The sequence below is a fragment of the Shinella sp. R2-11 genome, assembly GCF_055330205.1.
Genome location: NZ_JBVAPC010000002.1, coordinates 776,603 through 798,070, shown reverse-complemented (window position 1 = coordinate 798,070; position 21,468 = coordinate 776,603). Strand labels below are relative to the sequence as shown.

Annotated in this window: 16 protein-coding genes; 11 read left to right on the top strand and 5 right to left on the bottom strand. The window is 66.1% G+C overall.

Annotated elements, in window-relative coordinates; translation table 11 throughout:
• Positions 1 to 24 precede the first annotated feature (24 nt).
• From ACZ1A1_RS08445 to ACZ1A1_RS08425, 5 genes are all read left to right on the top strand, one after another.
• Positions 25 to 1,389, top strand: a complete 1,365-nt coding sequence (locus ACZ1A1_RS08445; protein ID WP_415212306.1) for a glutamine synthetase family protein — start codon at positions 25 to 27, stop codon at positions 1,387 to 1,389.
• A 204-nt stretch (positions 1,390 to 1,593) separates the two neighbouring features.
• A complete protein-coding gene (locus ACZ1A1_RS08440; RefSeq protein ID WP_463619517.1) occupies positions 1,594 to 2,973 on the top strand; it encodes an aldehyde dehydrogenase family protein in 1,380 nt (459 codons plus the stop codon).
• A gap of 5 nt (positions 2,974 to 2,978) precedes the next feature.
• Positions 2,979 to 4,124, top strand: a complete 1,146-nt coding sequence (locus ACZ1A1_RS08435; protein ID WP_463619516.1) for an iron-containing alcohol dehydrogenase — start codon at positions 2,979 to 2,981, stop codon at positions 4,122 to 4,124.
• Positions 4,125 to 4,342: 218 nt separating this feature from the next.
• Positions 4,343 to 5,059: an AAA family ATPase gene (locus ACZ1A1_RS08430; RefSeq protein ID WP_463619515.1), complete on the top strand. Its 717-nt coding sequence runs from the start codon at positions 4,343 to 4,345 to the stop codon at positions 5,057 to 5,059.
• Positions 5,060 to 5,320: 261 nt separating this feature from the next.
• The gene (locus ACZ1A1_RS08425) at positions 5,321 to 6,841 is read left to right on the top strand and encodes a methyl-accepting chemotaxis protein (protein ID WP_463619514.1); all 1,521 of its coding nucleotides are present in this window, start codon (positions 5,321 to 5,323) and stop codon (positions 6,839 to 6,841) included.
• Between the two features lie 114 nt (positions 6,842 to 6,955).
• Here the strand turns inward: ACZ1A1_RS08425 and ACZ1A1_RS08420 are convergent, their stop codons facing one another.
• Entirely contained in the window at positions 6,956 to 8,389 is a 1,434-nt protein-coding gene (locus ACZ1A1_RS08420) for a L,D-transpeptidase family protein (RefSeq protein WP_313192729.1), read from the bottom strand.
• Positions 8,390 to 8,675: 286 nt separating this feature from the next.
• Here ACZ1A1_RS08420 and ACZ1A1_RS08415 point away from each other — a divergent pair, with 286 nt between their 5' ends.
• Positions 8,676 to 9,530, top strand: a complete 855-nt coding sequence (locus tag ACZ1A1_RS08415) for a DUF4432 family protein (protein WP_463619513.1) — start codon at positions 8,676 to 8,678, stop codon at positions 9,528 to 9,530.
• A gap of 210 nt (positions 9,531 to 9,740) precedes the next feature.
• Positions 9,741 to 10,079: a protein tyrosine phosphatase family protein gene (locus ACZ1A1_RS08410; protein WP_463619512.1), complete on the top strand. Its 339-nt coding sequence runs from the start codon at positions 9,741 to 9,743 to the stop codon at positions 10,077 to 10,079.
• 191 nt (positions 10,080 to 10,270) lie between these two features.
• Here ACZ1A1_RS08410 and ACZ1A1_RS08405 read toward each other — a convergent pair whose 3' ends face one another.
• The 4 genes from ACZ1A1_RS08405 to ACZ1A1_RS08390 all read right to left on the bottom strand — a co-directional run bounded on the left by ACZ1A1_RS08405 (position 10,271) and on the right by ACZ1A1_RS08390 (position 15,198).
• A complete protein-coding gene (locus tag ACZ1A1_RS08405; RefSeq protein ID WP_463619511.1) occupies positions 10,271 to 11,920 on the bottom strand; it encodes a thiamine pyrophosphate-binding protein in 1,650 nt (549 codons plus the stop codon).
• A complete protein-coding gene (caiB, locus tag ACZ1A1_RS08400) occupies positions 11,917 to 13,113 on the bottom strand; it encodes a succinate--glutarate CoA-transferase (protein ID WP_463619510.1) in 1,197 nt (398 codons plus the stop codon). The genes ACZ1A1_RS08405 and caiB overlap by 4 nt, the downstream gene beginning before the upstream one ends.
• Positions 13,114 to 13,297: 184 nt before the next feature.
• Entirely contained in the window at positions 13,298 to 14,242 is a 945-nt protein-coding gene (locus tag ACZ1A1_RS08395) for a DMT family transporter (protein ID WP_463619509.1), read from the bottom strand.
• Positions 14,239 to 15,198, bottom strand: a complete 960-nt coding sequence (locus ACZ1A1_RS08390) for an alpha/beta fold hydrolase (protein WP_463619508.1) — start codon at positions 15,196 to 15,198, stop codon at positions 14,239 to 14,241. Before ACZ1A1_RS08390 ends, ACZ1A1_RS08395 begins: the two co-directional genes overlap by 4 nt.
• A gap of 255 nt (positions 15,199 to 15,453) precedes the next feature.
• Here ACZ1A1_RS08390 and ACZ1A1_RS08385 point away from each other — a divergent pair, with 255 nt between their 5' ends.
• The 4 genes from ACZ1A1_RS08385 to metF all read left to right on the top strand — a co-directional run bounded on the left by ACZ1A1_RS08385 (position 15,454) and on the right by metF (position 21,412).
• Positions 15,454 to 17,262: a hypothetical protein gene (locus ACZ1A1_RS08385; RefSeq protein WP_463619507.1), complete on the top strand. Its 1,809-nt coding sequence runs from the start codon at positions 15,454 to 15,456 to the stop codon at positions 17,260 to 17,262.
• Positions 17,263 to 17,372: 110 nt separating this feature from the next.
• Positions 17,373 to 19,022 (top strand): energy-dependent translational throttle protein EttA, encoded by a 1,650-nt coding sequence (gene ettA, locus ACZ1A1_RS08380; protein ID WP_463619506.1) that lies wholly within the window; start codon positions 17,373 to 17,375, stop codon positions 19,020 to 19,022.
• Between the two features lie 478 nt (positions 19,023 to 19,500).
• Positions 19,501 to 20,508 (top strand): ArsR/SmtB family transcription factor, encoded by a 1,008-nt coding sequence (locus ACZ1A1_RS08375; RefSeq protein ID WP_463619505.1) that lies wholly within the window; start codon positions 19,501 to 19,503, stop codon positions 20,506 to 20,508.
• 1 nt (position 20,509) lies between these two features.
• A complete protein-coding gene (gene metF / locus ACZ1A1_RS08370; protein WP_463619504.1) occupies positions 20,510 to 21,412 on the top strand; it encodes a methylenetetrahydrofolate reductase [NAD(P)H] in 903 nt (300 codons plus the stop codon).
• The last annotated feature ends 56 nt before the right edge of the window (positions 21,413 to 21,468 follow it).

Below are 21,468 nucleotides of genomic sequence, written 5' to 3'. Positions count from 1 at the left end.
CCCCGCAGGACCGCCCCGATGACCGTGACCTATACATTCGATGACCTGAAGAAGGATGTGGCCGAGGGCCGCATCGACACCGTTCTGGCATGCCTCGTGGACATGCAGGGGCGCCTGATGGGCAAGCGCTTCCACGCGCAATATTTCGTCGACAGCGCCTATGAGGAGACGCATAGCTGCAACTACCTGCTGGCGACGGACATCGAGATGGAGACGGTGCCGGGCTACAAGTCGACGAGCTGGGCAGCGGGCTACGGCGACTATACGATGAAGCCGGACCTTGCGACGCTGCGCAAGCTGCCCTGGCTCGAAGGCACGGCGCTGGTGCTCTGCGACGTGCTCGACCACCATACCCATGCGGAAGTGCCGCATTCGCCGCGCGCCGTCCTGAAGAAGCAGGTCAAGCGGCTGGAGGCGATGGGCCTCAAGCCCTTCATGGCGAGCGAGCTGGAATTCTACCTGTTCGACCAGACCTACGACCATGCCCGCGAGAGCGGCTACCGCGATCTTCAGCCGGCCAGCGGCTACAACGAGGACTACCACATCTTCCAGACCACCAAGGAAGAGGACGTCATGCGGGCGCTGCGCAACGGCCTGCAGGGGGCCGGCATTCCGGTCGAGAACTCCAAGGGCGAGGCTTCGCCCGGCCAGGAGGAGATCAACGTGCGCTATGCCGAGGCGCTGACCATGGCGGACCGGCATTCGATCATCAAGAACGCCACCAAGGAGATCGCCTGGCAGCGCGGCAAGGCCGTGACGTTCCTCGCCAAATGGAACTACAACGCCGCCGGCTCCTCCTCGCATATCCACCAGTCGCTCTGGAGCCTCGACGGCAAGGAAGCGAAGTTCTTCGACAGGGACGCCAAATACGGCATGTCGGAGCTGATGCGCATGTATGTGGCGGGCCTGCTCGCCCATGCCAGCGAGATCACCTATTTCCTCGCGCCCTACATCAACTCCTACAAGCGTTTCGTCGCCGGCACCTTCGCGCCGACCAAGGCGATCTGGAGCAAGGACAACCGCACCGCCGGCTACCGCCTGTGCGGGGAGGGTACCAAGGGCATCCGCATCGAATGCCGCGTCGGCGGCTCGGACCTCAACCCCTACCTCGCCATGGCGGCGCTGCTTGCCGCCGGCATCGCCGGTATCGAGGGCAGGTTCGAGCTGGAGGCGCCCTTCGAGGGCGACGCCTATGGCGGCAAGGATATCCGCGAGATTCCGCGCACGCTGCGCGGCGCCGCCGAGGCCCTGAAGACCTCCGACATGCTGCGCGAGGCCTTCGGCGACGACGTGGTCGACCACTATGTCCGCGCCGCCGAATGGGAGCAGGAAGAGTACGATCGCCGCATCACCGACTGGGAGGTGGCGCGCGGCTTCGAGAGAGCGTAGAAGCGTTTCGGGAATTGCCCCTCACCCTAACCCTCTCCTCGCAAGCGGGGAGAGGGGACCTGCCCTGCGAAAGGGTTCCGGTCGGGGAAGGCCGTGCGGCATATCCCTTCTCCCCGCCTGCGGGGAGAAGGTGCCGGCAGGCGGATGAGGGGCGACCGGAGCGCCAGAGACTGAAATTCCGATAGAACCAACAGGAAGTCGATCATGACTGTGATCAAATGCATATCCCCCGTGGACGGCTCGGTCTATGCCGAGCGCGAGGCGATGCCGCTCGATGTGGCTGAGGCCGCTGTCGCGCGCGCCAGGAAAGCGCAGAAAGCCTGGGCGAGGCGGCCGCTGGAAGACCGCATCCAGCTCGTGCTGAAGGGTGTCGCCCGCGTCAACGAGATGGCCGACGAGATCGTGCCGGAAATCGCCTGGCAGATGGGCCGCCCGGTCCGCTACGGCGGCGAGTTCAAGGGCTTCAACGAGCGCTCCAACTATGTCGCCGAGATCGCCGGTTCCTCGCTCGCGCCCATTGTCATCGAGAATTCCGAGCGCTTCGAGCGCCGCATCGAGCGTGAGCCGCACGGCGTCGTCTTCGTCATCGCGCCGTGGAACTACCCTTACATGACCGCGATCAACACGATTGCTCCGGCGCTGATGGCCGGCAATGTCGTCATCATCAAGCATGCCGCCCAGACGCTGCTCGTCGGCGAGCGCCTCGTGCGCGCCTTCAACGAGGCGGGCGTGCCGGAGGACGTCTTCCAGAACGTCTTCCTCGACCATGACACGACCTCGGCGTTGATCGCTGCCAATTCGTTCGATTTCATCAACTTCACGGGTTCCGTCGAAGGCGGCCGGTCCATCGAGCGCGCGGCAGCCGGCACCTTCACGCCAGTCGGCCTCGAACTCGGCGGCAAGGATCCGGGCTATGTCATGGAGGACGCCGATCTCGACGCCGCCGTCGACACGCTGATGGACGGTGCGACCTACAATTCGGGCCAGTGCTGCTGCGGCATCGAGCGCATCTATGTCAACGAGAAGCTCTACGACGCCTTCGTCGAGAAGTCCGTCGCCTGGGTCTCCAACTACAAGCTCGGCAACCCGCTCGACCCGGAAACGACGCTTGGGCCGATGGCGCACAAGCGCTTCGCCGCGACCGTGCGCTCGCAGATCGCCGATGCCGTCTCGAAGGGTGCGAAGGCGCTGGTCGATCCCAAGCTCTTCCCGGCCGACGACGGCGGCGCCTATGTCGCGCCGCAGATCCTTATCGATGTCGACCATTCGATGGAGTTCATGAAGGAAGAGACCTTCGGCCCCGCCGTCGGCATCATGAAGGTGAAGAGCGACGCGGAAGCGCTCGCCCTGATGAACGACTGCAAGTACGGCCTCACCGTCTCGCTCTGGACGAAGGACAGCGAGCGCGCGGCCGATATCGCGCGGGATCTGGAAACCGGCACCGTCTTCATGAACCGCGCCGATTATCTCGACCCGGCGCTGTGCTGGACGGGCGTGAAGGAAACGGGCCGCGGCGGCTCACTCTCCGTCATCGGCTTCCACAATCTTACCCGTCCGAAATCCTACCACTTCAGGAAAGCTTGAACAGCATGACCATCACCGCCAACTGGAGCTATCCGACCGCGATCAAGTTCGGCGCGGGCCGGATCAAGGAACTGGCCGACCACTGCAAGGCGGTCGGTATGAAGAAGCCGCTGCTCGTCACCGACCGGGGCCTGTCGACCATGGCGATCACGCAGAACGCGCTCGACATTCTCGACGCCGCCGGCCTCGGCCGGGCGATGTTCGCCGAGGTCGATCCGAACCCGACCGACAAGAACCTCGAAGCCGGCGTGAAGGCCTTCAAGGCCGGCGGCCATGACGGCGTCGTCGCCTTCGGTGGCGGCTCCGGCCTCGACCTCGGCAAGGCCGTCGCCTTCATGGCCGGCCAGACGCGCCCGGTCTGGGACTTCGAGGATGTCGGCGACTGGTGGACCCGCGCCAATTCCGACGGCATCGCGCCCATCGTCGCCGTGCCGACGACGGCCGGCACCGGCTCGGAAGTCGGCCGCGCCTCCGTCATCACCAATTCCGAGACGCATACCAAGAAGGTGATCTTCCATCCGAAGTTCCTGCCTTCGGTGACGATCTGCGACCCGGAGCTGACGGTCGGCATGCCGAAGGTCATCACCGCCGGCACTGGCATGGACGCCTTCGCCCATTGCCTCGAAGCCTATTCCTCGCCTTTCTATCACCCGATGAGCCAGGGCATCGCGCTCGAAGGCATGCGCCTCGTCAAGGAATACCTGCCGCGCGCCTACAAGGACGGCACGGATATCGAGGCCCGCGCCAACATGATGTCGGCGGCCGCCATGGGCGCCGTCGCCTTCCAGAAGGGCCTCGGCGCGATCCACTCGCTGTCCCACCCGGTCGGCGCGATCTACAACACGCATCACGGCATGACCAACGCCGTCGTGATGCCGCCGGTGCTGGCCTTCAACCGGCCGGCCATCGAGGCGAGGATCGCCAGCGCCGCCGCCTATCTCGGCATCGCAGGCGGCTTCGACGGCTTCTTCGACTATGTGCTGCGCCTGCGCGAGGAAGTCGGCGTGCCGGACAAGCTCGCCGCGCTCGGCGTCGGCACGGACCGCATCGACGAGATGGCCGCCATGGCCATCGTCGACCCGACGGCCGGCGGCAACCCGGTGGAGCTGACGCTCGATGCGGCCAAGCGCCTCTTCATCGAATGCATCTGATTTCTGATCGTCAAGAAATCACAGGAGCCCGGAAAACATTGTTTTTCCGGGCTTTTTCCTTGCGGAATCCGTACGTCATCCGTCCGTGTCGTTAATCTTCGCGATCCGGAAATTTCCTCTTTGTTAACCATGTTTTGAAAGGTTCGCTTAAGCGGGCGCCATTCTTCGGCGGCTCGACCGGAGCGATGAGCACGCTCGCAGCCTTCAAGAGGAACGTCATGCCAGTCATCACATTTGCCAATGCCAAGGGCGGCGCGGGCAAGACCACCGCGGCCCTTATTCTCGCCACCGAGCTGGCAAGCCAGGGGCACCGCGTCACCATTCTCGACGCGGACCCGCAGCGCTGGATCAGCCACTGGCACGAGGTTTCCGGCCGCCAGCGCAACATCGCCGTCATCTCGGAAGTCTCCATGGGCTCCCTGCAGAGCCATATCCGCGAGAACCGCGCTGCGACCGACTATTTCATCATTGACCTTGCCGGCGCGCGCGATGCGCTCGTCGCCACCGCCATCGGCCTTTCCGACCATGTGATGATCCCGGTGCAGGGCTGTGCCATGGATGCGCGCGGCGCCGCGCAGATCCTCGAACTCCTGAAGCAACTCGACGAGAAGGCGGGCATCCGCATCAACCATTCGGTCGTGCTGACGCGCATGAATTCGCTCGTCACCACCCGCGCCATGGCGGCGATCAAGGCGCTGCTCGCCGCGCGCGGCGTGACGGTGCTCGATACGCCGATCGGCGAGCGCACCGCCTTCCGCGATATCTTCGACTGTGGCGGCACGCTCTATTCGATGGATCCGGCGAAGGTCAGCAATCTCGACAAGGCGCGCGAAAATGCGCGGCTCTTCGCTGGCGAAGTGCTGCGCCTTGTGCCGGCGCGCCATCGGCCGGTGGGCGAGCGCGGTCTCTTCCGCACCATCCGGCGGGCGGCCTGAGCCCTTGTAATTGACGAAAGGCAAGAACGGCTGCGACCAAGGGCGCGGCCGTTTTTCATGCCGGAAGCGACGGCGGGGTAAGGAACAATTTACCACGCCTAACCTAATGATATCCCGTCAGAAAGCTATCCAATGAAGGCAAGGCGCCTTCGCTGGACCCATGAGGGGTCGCGGGGATGGGCGTGCCGTGCGGCGCCGCTCTTCCGCTGGAGTTTTGTCGCTTTCTCCTCCGTTTCTCGCGTTGCCAGGATACCGCTCAGAATGAAGACTGCCTCGACCGCCAGCCAGAACCATGACATCGCGCGCCGTCTCGATTATCTCGGCCTTGACGAGGCCGCGCTGAAGCGGCTGCGCACCCTGAAGCCCTTCATCGAGAAAGAGCTGGGGCCGGCGCTCGACAAATTCTATGCCATCGTGCGCAAGAGCCCGGAGGTAAGCCACCTCTTTTCCAACGACGCGCACATGAACCGCGCCAAGACTGCGCAGCTCGGCCACTGGGCGAACATCGCCGCCGGCGACTTCACCGGCGACTATGCGACCAAGGTGCAGACGATCGGCCATGTGCATGCCCGCATCGGCCTGGAGCCGCGCTGGTATATCGGCGGCTACGCGCTCATCGTCGAGCATCTGCTGACGGAAGCGGTGAAATCGCTCTGGCCGAAGGGCGGGCTCTTCTCCCGCCAGGAAATCACGCCGGAGGAATTCGCCGCGCGCTTTTCCAGCCTGCTGAAGGCCATGTTCCTCGATATGGACCTGTCGATCTCGGTCTATCAGGACATGTCGGATGTCGCCAAGCAGGAGGCGGTACAGGCGCAGGTCGTCGCCGAGGAGCGCAAGCTCGTCAGCGACAGTTTCGGCGCCGCGCTGAAGCGCATTTCGGATGGCGACCTCACGGCCCGCATCACCGGCGCGCTGCCGGAAGCCTACGAGTCGCTGCGCCACGACTTCAACCACGCCATTTCCACGCTCGCGCAGGCCATCGGCAATATCGGCGCGGGCGCCGGCTCGATCCACCTCAGCGCCCGTGAGATCGCCTCGGCCTCCGACGATCTCGCCAAGCGTACCGAGCGGCAGGCGGCGAACCTCGAGGAAACGGCCGCCGCCGTCGAGCAGGTGACGACGACCGTGCGCCAGACGGCGCAGAGCGCCAACGAGGCCAATGCCCTCGTCATGGCCGCGCGCGACAATGCCCAGCGCAGCGGCGAAGTGGTGGAAGAGGCGATCACCGCCATGGGCGAGATCCAGGCCTCCTCCGCCGCCATCGCCAATATCATCGAGGTGATCGACGAGATCGCCTTCCAGACCAACCTGCTTGCCCTGAATGCCGGCATCGAGGCGGCGCGGGCCGGCGAGGCGGGGCGCGGCTTTGCCGTCGTCGCCTCGGAAGTGCGGGCGCTCGCCCAGCGCTGCGCGGACGCGGCCAAGGACATCCAGAACCTCATCGCCAAGTCGCATGGCCAGGTCGAGGACGGCGTGCGCTCGGTGGGCGAGGTCGCCCAGTCGCTGCGCCAGATCGTTTCGCAGGTCGTGGAGGTCAGCTCGGTCTTCAACGCGATCCGCGCCAGCACGGCCGAGCAGGCGACCGGCCTCCAGGCGGTCAACCAGGCGGTCAACGCCATGGACCAGATCACCCAGCAGAACGCCGCGATGGTGGAACAGGCCAATGCCGCAAGCCAGGCGCTGACCGCTGAGGCCGCTTCCATCGCCGCCCAGCTCAGCGCCTTCCGCACCGGCGGCACCGCCCAGCCGGCGGAGAATTCCGGCTACACCCGCGCCGCCTGAACGGGGGTGAGACTTTAAAAAAGGCCGGGCAGCGGATTTCGCGCCCGGCCTTTTCGTTCGTCAAAAGAAAAGCCGGCCTTGCGGGCCGGCTTCGATGCTTGCTCGCGGAGAGCCTCAGTCGACGAATTCGACCGTCACGCCGGCACTCGTCATCTTGGCGAGCTCGGTGGCGTCCCAGTTGGTGAGGCGGATGCAGCCGTGGCTCTGCGTCTTGCCGATCTTCGAGGGCTCCGGCGTGCCGTGGATGCCGTAGGTCGGCTTGGAGAGTGCGATCCAGACGGTGCCGACCGGGCCGTTCGGGCCGGGCTGGAGGGTGAGGATCTTGTCGTTGCCGCCCTGCTTGAAGTTGATCTTCGGATTATAGGTATAGCCCGGATTTAGCGCGACGCGCTGGACCGTGACGATGCCCGAGGGCGAGGGCGTGTCGGACGAGCCGATGCTTGCCGGATAGGCGGCGATCAGCGTGCCGTTCTCGTCATAGGCGAGAACTTGCTTGCGGGCCTTGTCTGCAAGGATCTTCGCCACCTTGCCGGTCTTCGCCCGGCCGGTATCCACGACCTTGACGATCGTGCCGGGGATGGTGAAGTCGACGCCCGGATTGATCTCCTTCAGGTAGGCCTCGTCCATGTGGAACTTCTCGGCCAGCATTTCGGTGGTCGAGGTGAAGGACATGTGCGGCAGGGCTGCCTTCTGGGCATAGTCGTCGGGGATCGCCGCCACGTAGGGGCCGGCCGCGTCGGCGGCGCTGATCTCGTAGGTGGTGAAGGCCATGCCGCCGGAAAGGCGCAGGCGCTCCAGGATGTCGTCGGCATTGTTCGGGTCGAGCGTTTCGCCCGTCGCATTCTGCCAGGCCTCGATCGCCTTGGTGACGTTGGAGCCCTTCCTGCCGTCGATCACGCCCGGCGAGAAGCCTTCGCGGTCGAGGAAGACCTGAAGCGCGGTGACTTCGGCGGACGACATCTTGCCGAGCGCCTTGGCCGGCTGGAATTTCGGGCCGGGCACGAATTCGGCGTTCGGATCGGTATCGGCCGGCAGCGAGGCGGTGTCGCCCGGATTGTCGGAGAAGTCGGGCAGGGGCTGCGAGGTGCCGAAATCGCTGTCGGGCAGGGGCTGGCGCTCGACATTGCCGTTGAGGCCGTCGCGCATTTCCGGCACGGAGCTGGTCGTCAGGTCGTTGTCGTCGCTAGGGGCCGGCGGGAAGTAGTCCGGGCTGGTCTCCGGATAGCCGCGGACCTCGCGGTAGCGGCTGCGCCGCGGATTGTAGTTGTCGCCGCCGCCGTAGTAGCGCTCGGCCGGCATGGCCGTGGCGACGATGTCGCCCCAGGAATCGACGAGGACCCGGCGGCCGCGATTGTCGCGCGCCCAGCGCACGCTGCCGTCGTCGGGAACGTAGTCCAGGATGTCGCCGTCGGGGGAGACGAGGATGGTGTCGCGGGGCTGCTGGGCCTTTGCAGGCAGGACGGCGAATCCGAGGGCGGACACCGCTGCAAGGAGCGAAACGCTTGTTTTGAATATCGAATTCACGATTTTTGACCTGCCAGATTGCATATATCGCGCGGACGGAACACTTCAATTCAGACCTTAATATGGAAAAACTGAATCGATGGTGAACGTAAGGTCAACGCGAATGGCAAAAACTTGTGACCCGGCCTCCGGGTTCCGTGAGAAGAGGGGCGCGGCGCGAGGTTCGGCCCTTGAGCATTTCCGCTTTTCCCGAATCGCGGAAAACGCTCTAACTCCTTGTTTCACCGCGTTTGCGAACGCAAAACCGCTTCGCACTTTTGCCGGAAATGCTCTAGCATGCCGCGGTTCCATCCTGCCCGCCGGAGTCCCGATGACCTTCGCCCTTTCCGCCGACACGCCCGACCATTCCTTCCGCCTCGACCTGACGCCGCAATCGGCGCTCGATGTCGGCAGCGCGGTCTTTCGCGGCATCGACATCGCGCCCGGCTCGGCCATCCCGTCGGACGGCGATCCGCGCATCGACAGGGCGCTGCCGGGCTTCCTCTTCACCTGCGGGCCCGATCACATCCGTCATCCGGTGCCGGTGGAGGGGGCGGCGGACGGGCGGCGCTATCCGCTGCACGGTTCGCTCTCCTCCCATCCGGCGCGGGATATCCTCATCGAGGAGGACGAGGGGGAGGTGGTCTGCGAGGGGCGGGTCGCGGTTTCGCTCGCCCATGGCGGATCGGCCGATCTTGCGCGCCGCTGGCGGGCGGACCGGCGCACCGGGCACATCACCCTCGATGATGTCGTCACCAATACCGGCGCTAGGCCGTGGCCGCCCTTCGCCATGTACCACATCAATTTCGGCACCGGCCTCTTCGACGAAAGCACGCGGCTGACCGGCGCCATGCTGCCCGGCGGCAGCCTGCCCTGGCGCTTCGACGAGGGGGATATGACGATCTTCTGCGTGCCGGCGGCGGAGACCGCGGAGCACGGCTGGGCGGAAATCGCCGTCGGGCCGATAGCCGCCCTTGGCGGGCGCAGCATGCATATCCGCTTCCGCACGGATACGCTGCCCTATCTGCAGGTCTGGCGGAACCAGTCGCCCGGCTGCGCGGTGCTCGGCATAGAGCCGGTCTCGCACCGGCTCGCCTCCCGCGAGGAGTTGATCGCCTCCGGCGAGGCGCCCGATTTCGCACCTGGCGACAGCGTCGGCTACGGGCTCGCCTTCGAACTTCGGTAGGACCGATCGGCATTCAGCCCATGCCGGCCTGCAAACGGCGCTTTTCCGGGCTTTGGAGCGCAGCGTACTTTCGGTACGTGAGCACCGGAAGCCCGGAAAAGCACCATTTTCGGCTCAGCCTGAACTGAATGCCGATTGGTTCTGGCACGATTGACGCTCCCGCGGCGCGGGCTTAAACGGTTTGCGCATCTCTTTCGAAAGGACACGTCCATGGATATCCGCGAGATCAACGACGAATATTCGGTTTCCGGCCAGATCACGGTTGAGGACCTCGACGCGATCGCCGCCATGGGCTTCAAGTCCATCGTCTGCCATCGCCCGGACCATGAGGAAGCCGGCCAGCCGGACTTCTCCGCCATTGCCGCCCGCGCGCAGGAACTCGGCATCGAGACGGCCCATGTGCCGGTCGGTCCGATGGGCGTGACGGTGGAAGCGGTACAGGGCATGGTCGACGCGCTCGACGAGCTGCCGCGCCCGATGCTCGGCTACTGCCGCTCCGGCATGCGCTCGACCAAGACCTACGAGCAGACGCGGCATATCCGCGGGTGAGGGCGGAGGGCGCTGCCCCTCATCCCGCTGCCGCGACCTTCTCCCCGCAAGCGGGGCGAAGGGGCAAGAGGCGATGCCTCGCTCCCTCTTCCATGTTCATGATCTCGGGAAACCGGTCCCGCATATCCCTTCTCCCCGCCTGCGGGGAGAAGGTGCCGGCAGCGGGATGAGGGGCTTTCCAGCCCCGGGCCTCACTTTCCGTCGCGGATATCCGACAGCGTGCGCGTCGGCGTGATCGCTTCCGGGTCCAGCTTCACCTCGATGATCGACGGCTTGCCGCTGGCGCGGGCGCGCAGGAAGGCGGCGGCGAAGTCTTCCGTCTTCTCCACCGTCTCGCCATGGCCGCCATAGGCGACGGCGAGCGCCGCGAAATCGGGGTTGGTGAGGTCCGTGGCGCTGACGCGGCCGGGATATTCGCGCTCCTGGTGCATGCGGATCGTGCCGTAGATGCCGTTGTTGACGACCACGGTGATGATCGGCAGCTTGTAGCGCACGGCGGTCGCGAATTCCTGGCCATGCATCATGAAGCAGCCGTCGCCGGCAAAGCAGATGACCTCGCGCCCGGGATGGAGCTGCTTGGCCGCGACGGCGGCCGGCAGGCCGTAGCCCATGGAGCCGGAGGTCGGGGCGGCCTGCGTGCCGAAGCGGCGGAAGCGGTGGAAGCGGTGCACCCAGGTGGCGTAGTTGCCCGCGCCGTTGGTGAAGATCGTGTCGTCGGGCGTGTTTTCCTCGAGCCAGGCCATGATCGGGCCCATCTGCACGTCGCCGGGGCCTTCCATCGGCGGGGTCGACCACTTCAGGTAGCTTTCATGCATGGCGGCGGTGCGGGCGGCCCAGCGCGGCGCGGATTTCGGCGCAAGGCCGTCGAGTGCGGCGACGAAGTCCTCCGGCGCGGCGCAAATCGCAAGGTCCGGGCGATAGACGCGGCCGAGCTCGGACGGATCGGGATAGACATGCACGAGCTTCTGCTGCGGGTAGGGGCTCTGCAGCAGGCTGTAGGTTGCCGACGGCATTTCGGAATAGCGCCCGCCGAGCAGCACGACGAGGTCGGCCTCGCGGATTTCCTTGCCGAGCGCCGGGTTGATGCCGATGCCGGAATCGCCGGCATAGTTGGGGTGCTGGTGATCGAACAGCATCTGGCGGCGGAAGGAACAGGAAACCGGCAGCGACCAGCGCTCGGCGAAGGCGGCGATCCCCTTCACGCTCTCCTCGGACCAGCGCGTGCCGCCGAGGATGACGATGGGGCGCTCGGCCTTTTCGAGCAGGCCTGCCAGTTCTTCGACCTGCCTGCGGCCCGGATGGGCTTCGACAGGCATGTAGGGCTTCGCTTCGACCGTCTCGACCTCGTCCGTCAGCATGTCCTCGGGCAGCGCCAGCACGACGGGGCCGGGCCGGCCGGAGGTGGCAACGGCGAAGGCGCGTGTGATGAATTCGGGGATGCGGCGGGCATCGTCGATCTCGGCCACCCATTTGGCGACCTCGGTGAAGGCGCGGCGGTATTCCACTTCCTGGAAGGCTTCGCGCTCGCGCGCGTCGCGCTGCACCTGGCCGATGAAGAGGATCATCGGGATCGAATCCTGCCTTGCGATGTGCAGGCCCGCCGAGGCGTTGGTGGCACCGGGGCCGCGCGTGACCATGCAGATGCCGGGCTCGCCCGTCAGCCGGCCCCAGCAATCGGCCATCATCGCCGCGCCGCCTTCCTGGCGGCAGACGACGACGTCGATATTGGTGTCGTGCAGTGCGTCGAGCACCGCCAGATAGCTTTCGCCCGGCACGCAGGCGACGCGCTTGACGCCGTTGGCTGCGAGGGCATCGACGATGAGCTGGCCACCGGTCTTCATGCGCTTTTCTTTCCTGCTTCGAGAGTTTCGAGTTCCGCCATGACGGCGTCGGTATGTTCGCCTAGCCGCGGGCTCGGGCGGTCGTAGACGAGCGGCGTGCCGGAGAAGACGATGGGCGTGCGCACGCCGGGGATGAGGTTTCCGTCGGCATCTGGCAGGTCGACGCGCAGGCCCCGGGCCTTGACCTGCGGGTCGTCGAAGGTCTCGGCGATGGAGTTGATCGGCCCGGCGGGAACGCCCTCGCGCTCGCAGGCCTCGAGGAGGTCGGCCTTGCTGATCGCCGCCGTCGCGCCGGTCACGAGGCGGCGCACCTCGACGCGATTGGCGACGCGGGCGCGGTTGGTGGCGAAGCGCTCGTCGTCGGCAACGCCGGCAAGCTTCAGGATACCGCAGAGCTTGCGGAACTGCCCGTCATTGCCGACGGCAAGGATGATATGGCCGTCGGAGGCCGGCACGACCTCGTACGGCGAGATGTTCGGATGCGCGTTGCCGAGCCGGCCCGGCGCCTTGCCGGAGGCGAGGAAATTCATGTTCTGGTTCGCCATGACGGCGGATTGCACGTCGAGCAGCGCCATGTCGACATGCTGGCCCGTGCCGGTCTTCATGACATGGATGAGTGCGGCCTGGATGGCGCTGACGGCGTAGATGCCGGTGAAGATGTCGGCGATGGCGACGCCCGCCTTCATCGGCTCGCCGTCCGGCGCGCCGGTCACCGACATGAAGCCGGACATGCCCTGCACGATATAGTCGTAGCCGGCGCGGGCGGCATAGGGGCCGTCCTGGCCGAAGCCGGTGATGGAGCAGTAGACGAGCTTCGGGTGCTTCTTCGCGAGGCTCTGGTAGTCGAGGCCGTATTTGGTGAGGCCGCCGACCTTGAAGTTCTCGATCACCACGTCGGCCGTCGCGATGAGGCGGTGGACGGTCTCGCGGCCTTCCTCGGTCTTGAGATCGAGGGCGATGGAGCGTTTGCCGCGGTTGGTGGAGTGGTAGTAGGCGGCGGAAAGGTTCTCGCCGTCCCTGCCCGTGACGAAGGGCGGGCCCCAGGCGCGCGTATCGTCGCCACCGTCGGGGTTCTCGATCTTGATGACGTCGGCGCCGAGGTCCGCCAGCATCTGGCCGGCCCAGGGGCCCGCGAGAACCCGCGCCAGCTCGATGACGCGGATGCCGGCCAGCGGCAGGTTCGACTTGTCCATCCCGTGCTCCCTCCAGGGCATTTCCAGCACCAAGGGCGGGCGCGCGGCGGTGCCCGCCGGGCGTTCCGGCCCGTTTTCCCTTGGATAACAAAAAGCCGGAGGGCAGGATAGCGGGGCGCATGGCGGACATCATGACGGGTGCGACTGACTTGATGCCTGCCGTGCGCGCCTCGCGCGTTCCCGGTCAGATCGGTGTCGAAACCGTGGGGATGGTCGCCGTCTTGTTGATCTTCCGCTCGCGCCAGATGACGTAGAGGCCCGAGGCGATGATGATGGCGATGCCGAGCCACTTCACCGCATCCGGCAGATGGCCGAAGACCCACCAGCCGAGGATCGTCGCCGAGACGATCTCCAGATATTGCAGCGGGGCAAGCGTCGAGGCGGGCGCCGAGCGGTAGGCGTAGACGCCGAGCACGCCGGCGATGGTGGCGGCGACGGCGGCGCCCGCGATGAAGAGCGTGTGCCTCACATCCGGCATGACGGGGGTGAGCATGGCGATGCCGGCCCTGCCGCCGACGACGAGCAGCAGGCCGGCGAAGAGTGCGCCCCACAGACCCGCATAGAACTGCATCGACCACGGGTCCTCCTTCTGCGCCACCATGCGGGTGAGCAGGAAGAAGAGGGCGAGCGAGGCGGCGGCCACCACCGGCAGGAGGGCGATGAGGCCGACTTCCTGCAGGCTCGGCTGGATGACGAGAAGCGAGCCGAGGAAGCCGACGCCGCAGGCCGTGTAGCGCCGCCAGCCGATGGTCTCCTTGAGGAAGATGGAGCCGAGGATGGTGAGGATGATCGGCTCGACGAAGAAGATGGCGATGGCATCGGCGACCTCCATGACGGCGAGCGGCGTGACGAAGCTGATCATGGTGATGGCCATCAGCAGGCCGCGGGCGGCATGCAGGCCCATCTTCCTCCAGCTCACGTCGAACAGCGAGCCGCGCATCAGGCAGATCGGCCCCAGCACCGTCATCTGGAAGAGAAGCCGCACGAAGGTGATCTCCGTCGCCGGAACGGCGGTGACGGCGAGCTTGGCGAAAATGTCGATGATCGGCGAGATGAGCACCGAAAGAACCATGAGGAAGAGCCCAAGGCTCACCTCGTTGCGCAGCGGCGTTGCGGCGGTCGTGCTCATGCTTTTTCCGGTAGCCGGCGTCTTTCCTCGACAACCCGACGACACCAGCCGGCAAAGGCGTCGATGGCGGGATCGCGCAGCGCCGGGCTTTCGTTCAGCGTTTCGTGACGCATGCCGCGATAGACGATCGCGGTGACATCCTCAAGCCGCGATTTTTTCAGTCGCCTTGCAAAGGTGCGTGTCGCCCGGCCATGGTCGGTCGCCGGGTCCTCCTCGCCGCCGACGAGGTGGATGGGCAGCGCCTTCGGCAGGCGCGCAAGGCCTTCCGCCGAGGCATCGGCATAGGTCACGGCGAAGATGTCGATCCACATCGACACATTGACGTCGAAGCCGCAGAGCGGGTCGGCGATATAGGCGTCGACCTCGCCCGGCTCGTGCGACAGCCAGTCGAATTCCGTCCGCCGGCCGGCGATGGCCTTGCCCCAGGCGCCGAAGGTGAGCCGCGGCAGCAGCCCGCTCGGCACGTCCGATCCCTTCAGCATGCGCTCGGCCATCAGAATGGCCTGCGCCAGCCGTCCGGCAGCGCCCGGTTCGAGGTTGGAATTCCAGACGGCGAGCGCGTCGATGTCGGCGGGATGCGCTTCAGTGAAGGCGAGCGCCAGCAGGCCGCCCATCGAATGGCCGAAGAGCACGACCGGCAGGCCGGGATGCGCGCCGACGGCCAGGCCGCGCACGGCGCGCATGTCCTCGACGACACGCCCGATGCCGTTTCGCGGCGCGAACTGGCCGCGCGGCGCATCCGGCGCGGTGGTGTGGCCGTGGCCGCGATGGTCGTGGGCATAGACGTGGAAGCCTTCCCCCGCTATGCGGCCGGCGAAGGCCGCGTAGCGCGCGCTGTGCTCGGCAAGGCCATGGCTGAGAAGAAGAATGCCGTGCGCCTCGCCCCGCGCCGGCTCATGCCGCAGCGCCAGCGTCGCCCCGCTCGGGCTCTTCAGCGTCCTGACCTCTGAAAACACGGCACGTCCTCCCATTCGCGACAGGTCAACGCGATTTGCCGGGCGAAGACAACGGGATGCGGCATGTATTTTTCTCTTTTCTCCGTATTTCGCGGCGCTGGCAATTACGGGTTGCGTTTTCCTTGTCGGCATTCCCGGCAAAATCCCGCCGTGCCGGCAATGCAATCGCAGCCGGCAGAATGATCGTCAGGGCAAAGACAACCTATTGTTAAGCGGGATTTCCTAGTCTCGGGTGGTTTCAGGAGGCTGGCGGAAATGGCATCGGGTGTTTCGGAAATCGGGCGGCCCCTGGACCGGCCGAAGGGGCTGACGAAAGCGGAAGGCGCCGGCCTCGTCTGTGGCACGAGCCTCCTGATCATGCTCGTCAATGTGGCGGGCGGACAGGGAATCTATGCGGATATCGACGACAAGCTGCGGGCTCTCCAGATCGGCCACCTGATGTCCGGCAAGGGTGGCTGGTATGATCCGGCCCTGCCTTTCGTCGCCATGCCGGAGCCCTATCTCTCGCCCTGGTCCCGGATGGTCGACCTGCCCTATGTGGCGCTTGCGAAGTTTCTGTCCTTCTTCATGGACCCGGAGCGGGCCCTCGATCTCGCCTATCTCCTCTGGCCGCCGGCGATGCTGATCCTCTTCGGCTGCCTCGCGTTCCTTGTCGTCCGCAGGCTCATGGCATCCTTGCTGCCGTCGCGGACGACGGAGGCGCTGGTGGTCGTCTTCATGGCGTTGCTCATGAATCTGGCGGTGTTCGAATTCACGCCGGGCCGGATCGATCATCATAATGTGCAGCTCCTCTTCCTCGTCATCACGGCCGCGGGCCTTTGCCGGTGGGACGGGAAGGGCGGTCTCCTCATCGGGGCGGCGAGCGCGGCGTCGATCGCCGTGGGGCTGGAATGCCTGCCCTTCGTGGCGGTGGTCTTCGGTGCCCTGGTCTGCGCCCATGTCTTCGGCGCGAAGGGCGCCCGGAGCGTCCTCGTGAATGCATCTGGCGGCATGGCGGCCGCGACGGCTGTGCTGGGAGCCGCCTTCCTCGGGCCCGCGGGGATCGTGTCGCGGCAATGCGACGCCTTTTCCGCGCCGCAGATCGTCCTGATGCTCGGCCTCTCCCTGACGCTCGGCGGCGGCGGCGTCCTGTCGCGCGGGTCGATGTCCCCGGTGGCGAAGGCGCTGCTGCTGGCGGTTCCGTCCCTCGCGGTGCTGGCGCTGGCCGCCGTCCTGTTCCCGGAATGCCTTGCCGGTCCCTATGCGATCATCGATCCGCTGACGCGCCACTACTGGTTCGACCGCGTCATCCAGGAACAGGGCATGCTCTATCTGCTGCAGAACGGCCGATACGCCGTTGCGGCGGCGCTCATGCTGCAGGGGGGCGTGCTCGCCCTGCTGATGCCGATGGTCATGGCGAAGGCGCGCGAGGGCGCGGCATCCTTCCTCGCTCTCTATGCACTGGCGGCGATTTCGTTCCTGCTTGCCGTGCTGATGATCCGCTACATCCGCTTCCCGGCCGCGCTGGTGCCGCTCTTCCTTCCCGCGCTGGCCGCATGGTACCTCGATCCGGCGACGGGGACGCATGCACGGCGCAACCTCGCTCTTGCAGGTGCGGCGTTTCTCGCTGTCTTTGCGGGGCTGTCGGCGTCCGCAAAGCCGGTCGAACGTCCTCGCGACGCCGTCGACTACATGACCTCGGATGCCTGCGCGGGCGAGGACCTTTCGGTGCTGCGCCTTGCCGAGCCGGGCCGCATCGCCCTGCCGAACGGCCTTGCCTTCACGATCATCGAGGCGATGCCCGAAGGCTTCCGGATCGCGGCCATTCCCTTCCACCGCGCCGCGCCCGGCATGAAGCGCATGTACGAGGCGTTTCTCTCCAGCGATCCGGCGGTGCGGCGGGCGGCGCTGGCGCCGTTCGACTATGTGGCCGTCTGCCGCTTCCCGCTGGAATCGGATCCGTCCTTCGCCCCGCTCTATGCCGCCCTGTCGGCGGGCAGGGACTGGCCGGGGCTGCTGCGGATCGCGCCGCCCGCCGAAACGCGGTTCCAGCTCTTCCGCATCGACCACGCCGCCCTGCGATAAGCGCGCGCTCACGGGCCGGCTTGCCTGTGCGCCGCGGCTTTCGCTGATTGCCGCGGGCGGAGAATTCGCCTACATAGCGGGCAAATTTGTCCGATCCGGAGCGCGTTTGCATGGCACGTCAGTTCATCTACCACATGTCTGGGCTCAACAAGGCCTATGGCAACAAGAAGATCCTCGAGAACATCCACCTCTCGTTCTACCCCGATGCCAAGATCGGTATCCTCGGCCCGAACGGCGCCGGCAAGTCGACGGTGCTGCGCATCATGGCCGGCCTCGACAAGGAATTCACAGGCGAGGCGTGGCTGGCCGAAGGCGCGACCCTCGGCTACCTGCCGCAGGAGCCGCAGCTCGATGCGTCCAAGACCGTGCTCGAGAACGTCATGGAGGGCGTCGCCCCCAAGAAGGCGATCCTCGACCGCTATAACGAGCTGATGATGAACTATTCCGACGAGACGGCGGAAGAGGGCGCGAAGCTCCAGGACGTCATCGACAGCCAGAACCTCTGGGACCTCGAAAGCCAGGTCGAGATGGCGATGGACGCGCTGCGCTGCCCGCCGGGCGACGCGGGCGTCGAAAGCCTCTCGGGTGGTGAGAAGCGCCGCGTGGCGCTTTGCAAACTGCTGCTCGCCCAGCCGGACCTGCTGCTGCTCGACGAACCGACCAACCACCTCGACGCCGAGACGATCGCCTGGCTCGAAAAGCACCTGCGCGAATATCCCGGCTCCGTGCTGATGATCACCCACGACCGCTACTTCCTCGACAATGTCACGGGCTGGATCCTCGAACTCGACCGAGGCCGCGGCATTCCCTACGAGGGCAACTATTCGGCCTATCTCCAGGCCAAGGCCAAGCGCATGGCACAGGAGGAGCGCGAGGAGGGCGCCCGCCAGAAGGCGCTATCGCGCGAGCAGGAATGGATCGCTTCCTCGCCCAAGGCCCGCCAGGCCAAGTCCAAGGCCCGCATCAAGGCCTATGACGAACTGGTCAAGGCCGCGTCCGACCGCCGTCCCGGCGACGCGCAGATCGTCATCCCGGTCGGCGAGCGCCTCGGCAACGTGGTCATCGAGGCGGAGAACCTCACCAAGGCCTATGGCGACCGCGTGCTCATCGAGAACCTCACCTTCAAGCTGCCGCCCGGCGGCATCGTCGGCGTGATCGGCCCGAACGGCGCCGGCAAGACGACGCTGTTCCGCATGATCACCGGCCAGGAGCAGCCGGACTCCGGCTCGATCACCGTCGGCGAGACCGTCGATCTCGGCTATGTCGACCAGAGCCGCGATGCGCTCGGCGGCGACAAGACCGTCTGGGAGGAAATCTCCGGCGGCAACGACGTGCTCAAGCTCGGCAAGCACGAGATGAACAGCCGCGCCTATTGCGGCGCCTTCAACTTCAAGGGCGGCGACCAGCAGCAGAAGGTCGGCACGCTCTCGGGCGGCCAGCGCAACCGCGTGCACCTCGCCAAGATGCTGAAGGGCGGCTACAACGTCATCCTGCTCGACGAACCGACCAACGACCTCGACACGGAAACGCTGGCGGCGCTGGAAGACGCGCTGGAAAACTTCGCCGGCTGCGCCGTCATCATCTCGCACGACCGCATGTTCCTCGACCGCCTCGCCACCCACATCCTCGCCTTCGAGGGCGACAGCCACGTGGAATGGTTCGAGGGCAACTTCGAGGACTACGAGCAGGACAAGATCCGCCGCCTCGGCGCGGACGCCGTCAATCCGAAGCGGGTGACCTACAAGCGCCTGACGCGGTGAATGGGGGCAAGACCCCTCCTCAACCCCTCCCCACAAGGGGGAGGGGCTTATCGTGCCGCGCACTCTGCATTCGATTTCGGACGATGAGCAAGCCTTCTTCTTCTCCCCCCTTGTGGGGGAGATGCCCGGCAGGGCAGAGGGGGCGGCCCCGCTCAGCAGGGGCGTTACACGGGAAGACCCTTCCCTAAATCCCTCCCCACAAGGGGGAGGGACTTACCGCGCAGCACCCTTTGCATTCCATTTTTGAACGATGAGCAGGCCTCCATCTTTCTCCCCCCTTGTGGGGGAGATGCCGGCAGGCAGAGGGGTGTCGCTGCAAGCGACGGGTCGTGCCCGCTCTTTTGCCTCTGCTTGAAAACCCCGGCTTGCCGGGGTTTTTCTTTATCCCTGTTGATGGGAAGATCGGCGGCATGGAATGGCTCTTGTGCGACGTCGATTAATCGCATAAACATATCTTTATGTCTTGATTGGAAAGATCATGGGCGAGATGCAGAAACTCGGACTGGACGACATCGTGGAGATCCTGAAGGCGGCGGGCGAGCCAACGCGCCTTCGCCTTCTCGCGCTGCTTTCGCACGGCGACCTCACCGTGACGGACCTCACCGACATTCTCGGCCAGTCCCAGCCGCGCATCTCGCGCCATCTCAAGCTTCTTTCGGAAGCCGCGCTCGTCGACCGCTACCAGGAGGGCGCCTGGGCCTTCTTCCGCCTCGGGCAGGGGGGTGTCGCCGTTTCGCTCGCCCGGCAATTGCTCGACGCCATCGATCCGGTGGATGCGGTGTTCGCCCGCGACGACGAGCGGTTGCGGGCGCTGAAGCGCGTGCGCGCCGACAAGGCGCAGGCCTATTTCAGCCGCAACGCGGCGGAGTGGGATGCGGTACGGCGCCTCCATGTCAGCGAGGCGGAGGTCGAGGCGAAGCTTGCGGCGATGATCGGCACCGAGCCGGTCGACGCCTTCCTCGATCTCGGCACGGGCACCGGGCGCATCCTGCAGCTCTTCGAGGGGCTCTACCGGCGCGGCGTCGGCGTCGATGCCAGCCGCGACATGCTGGCGGTCGCCCGCGCCAATCTCGACCGCGCCGGCATCACCAAGGCGTCAATCCGCCACGGCGATATCTTCAACCTGCCGCTGGAGCGCGACGAGTTCGACGTCGTGACGATCCATCAGGTGCTGCACTTCCTCGACGAGCCGGAGGCGGCGATCGCCGAGGCCGCGCGCATGCTGGCGCCGGGCGGCAGGCTCGCCATCATCGACCTTGCCCCGCACGCGCTGGAGCACCTGCGCGACGAACATGCCCATATCCGCCTCGGCTTCTCCCACCAGACCATGTCCGAATGGCTGGAGCGGGCAGGGCTCTCCGTCGAGGAGGTCGTCGATCTCAAAGCCGCGCATCCGGATGCCGATGCGCTCACCGTGACCATCTGGCTTGCCCGCGACCAGCGCGCGGAGGCGGCCGACCCCATTGCGATCCGCAGAAGGAGTTGACATGAAGCCGGCGACCGTCACGCCAGGGGGAAAGGCCCTCCGCCTGTCCTTCGAGTTCTTCCCGCCCAAGACGCCGGAAGGCGAAAGCCAGCTCTGGGAAACGGCCGGCGCGCTTTCCGCCTATGATCCGGGCTTCATGTCGGTCACCTATGGCGCGGGCGGGACCACGAAGGTGCCGACGCTGGCGACAGTCGGCCATCTCCTGAAAATGGGCCTGCCGGCCGCCTCGCACCTCACCTGCGTCGGCGCGACGAAGGAGGAGACCCATGCCGTGGTCGCCGACTTCCAGGCTGTCGGCGTCAAGCATTTCGTCGCACTGCGCGGCGATCCGCCGGGCGGCGTCGGCGCGCCGTACCAGCCGCATCCGGGCGGCTATGCCAATGCGGTCGAGCTCGTCGCGGGCCTGCGCGGCCTCGGTTTCGAGATCTCCGTCTCGGCCTATCCGGAAAAGCATCCGCAGAGCCCGGATGTCGCCGCCGATATCGACATGCTCAAGCGCAAGGTGGATGCGGGCGCGACGCGCGCGCTGACGCAGTTCTTCTTCGAGAACGACGATTTCGAGCGCTACCTGGAGCGGGTCCGCAAGGCCGGCATCTCGATCCCGATCGTGCCGGGCATCCTGCCGGTGCACAATCTCTCGCAGGTTCAGAAATTCGCCGGCATGTGCGGCGCCACGGTGCCCGGCTGGCTGGCCGACCGCCTCGGCCCGGTCGACGACCGGCCGCAGGAGCGCGCGGCCGTCGCGGTGGAGCTGGCGATCCGCCAGGTGGAGGACCTCATCTCCCGCGGCATCGATGAGTTCCACTTCTATACGATGAACCGGTCGACACTGGTCTCGGCGGTCTGCGACGGCGTCGGCTTCGCGAAGGCGGAACGCAGCCGGGCGGCGGGCGCTGCGGCCTGACGCCTTCCTGAAACCCCTTCCTGAAAATGAAAATGCATGGCGCCGTTTCCGGGGCC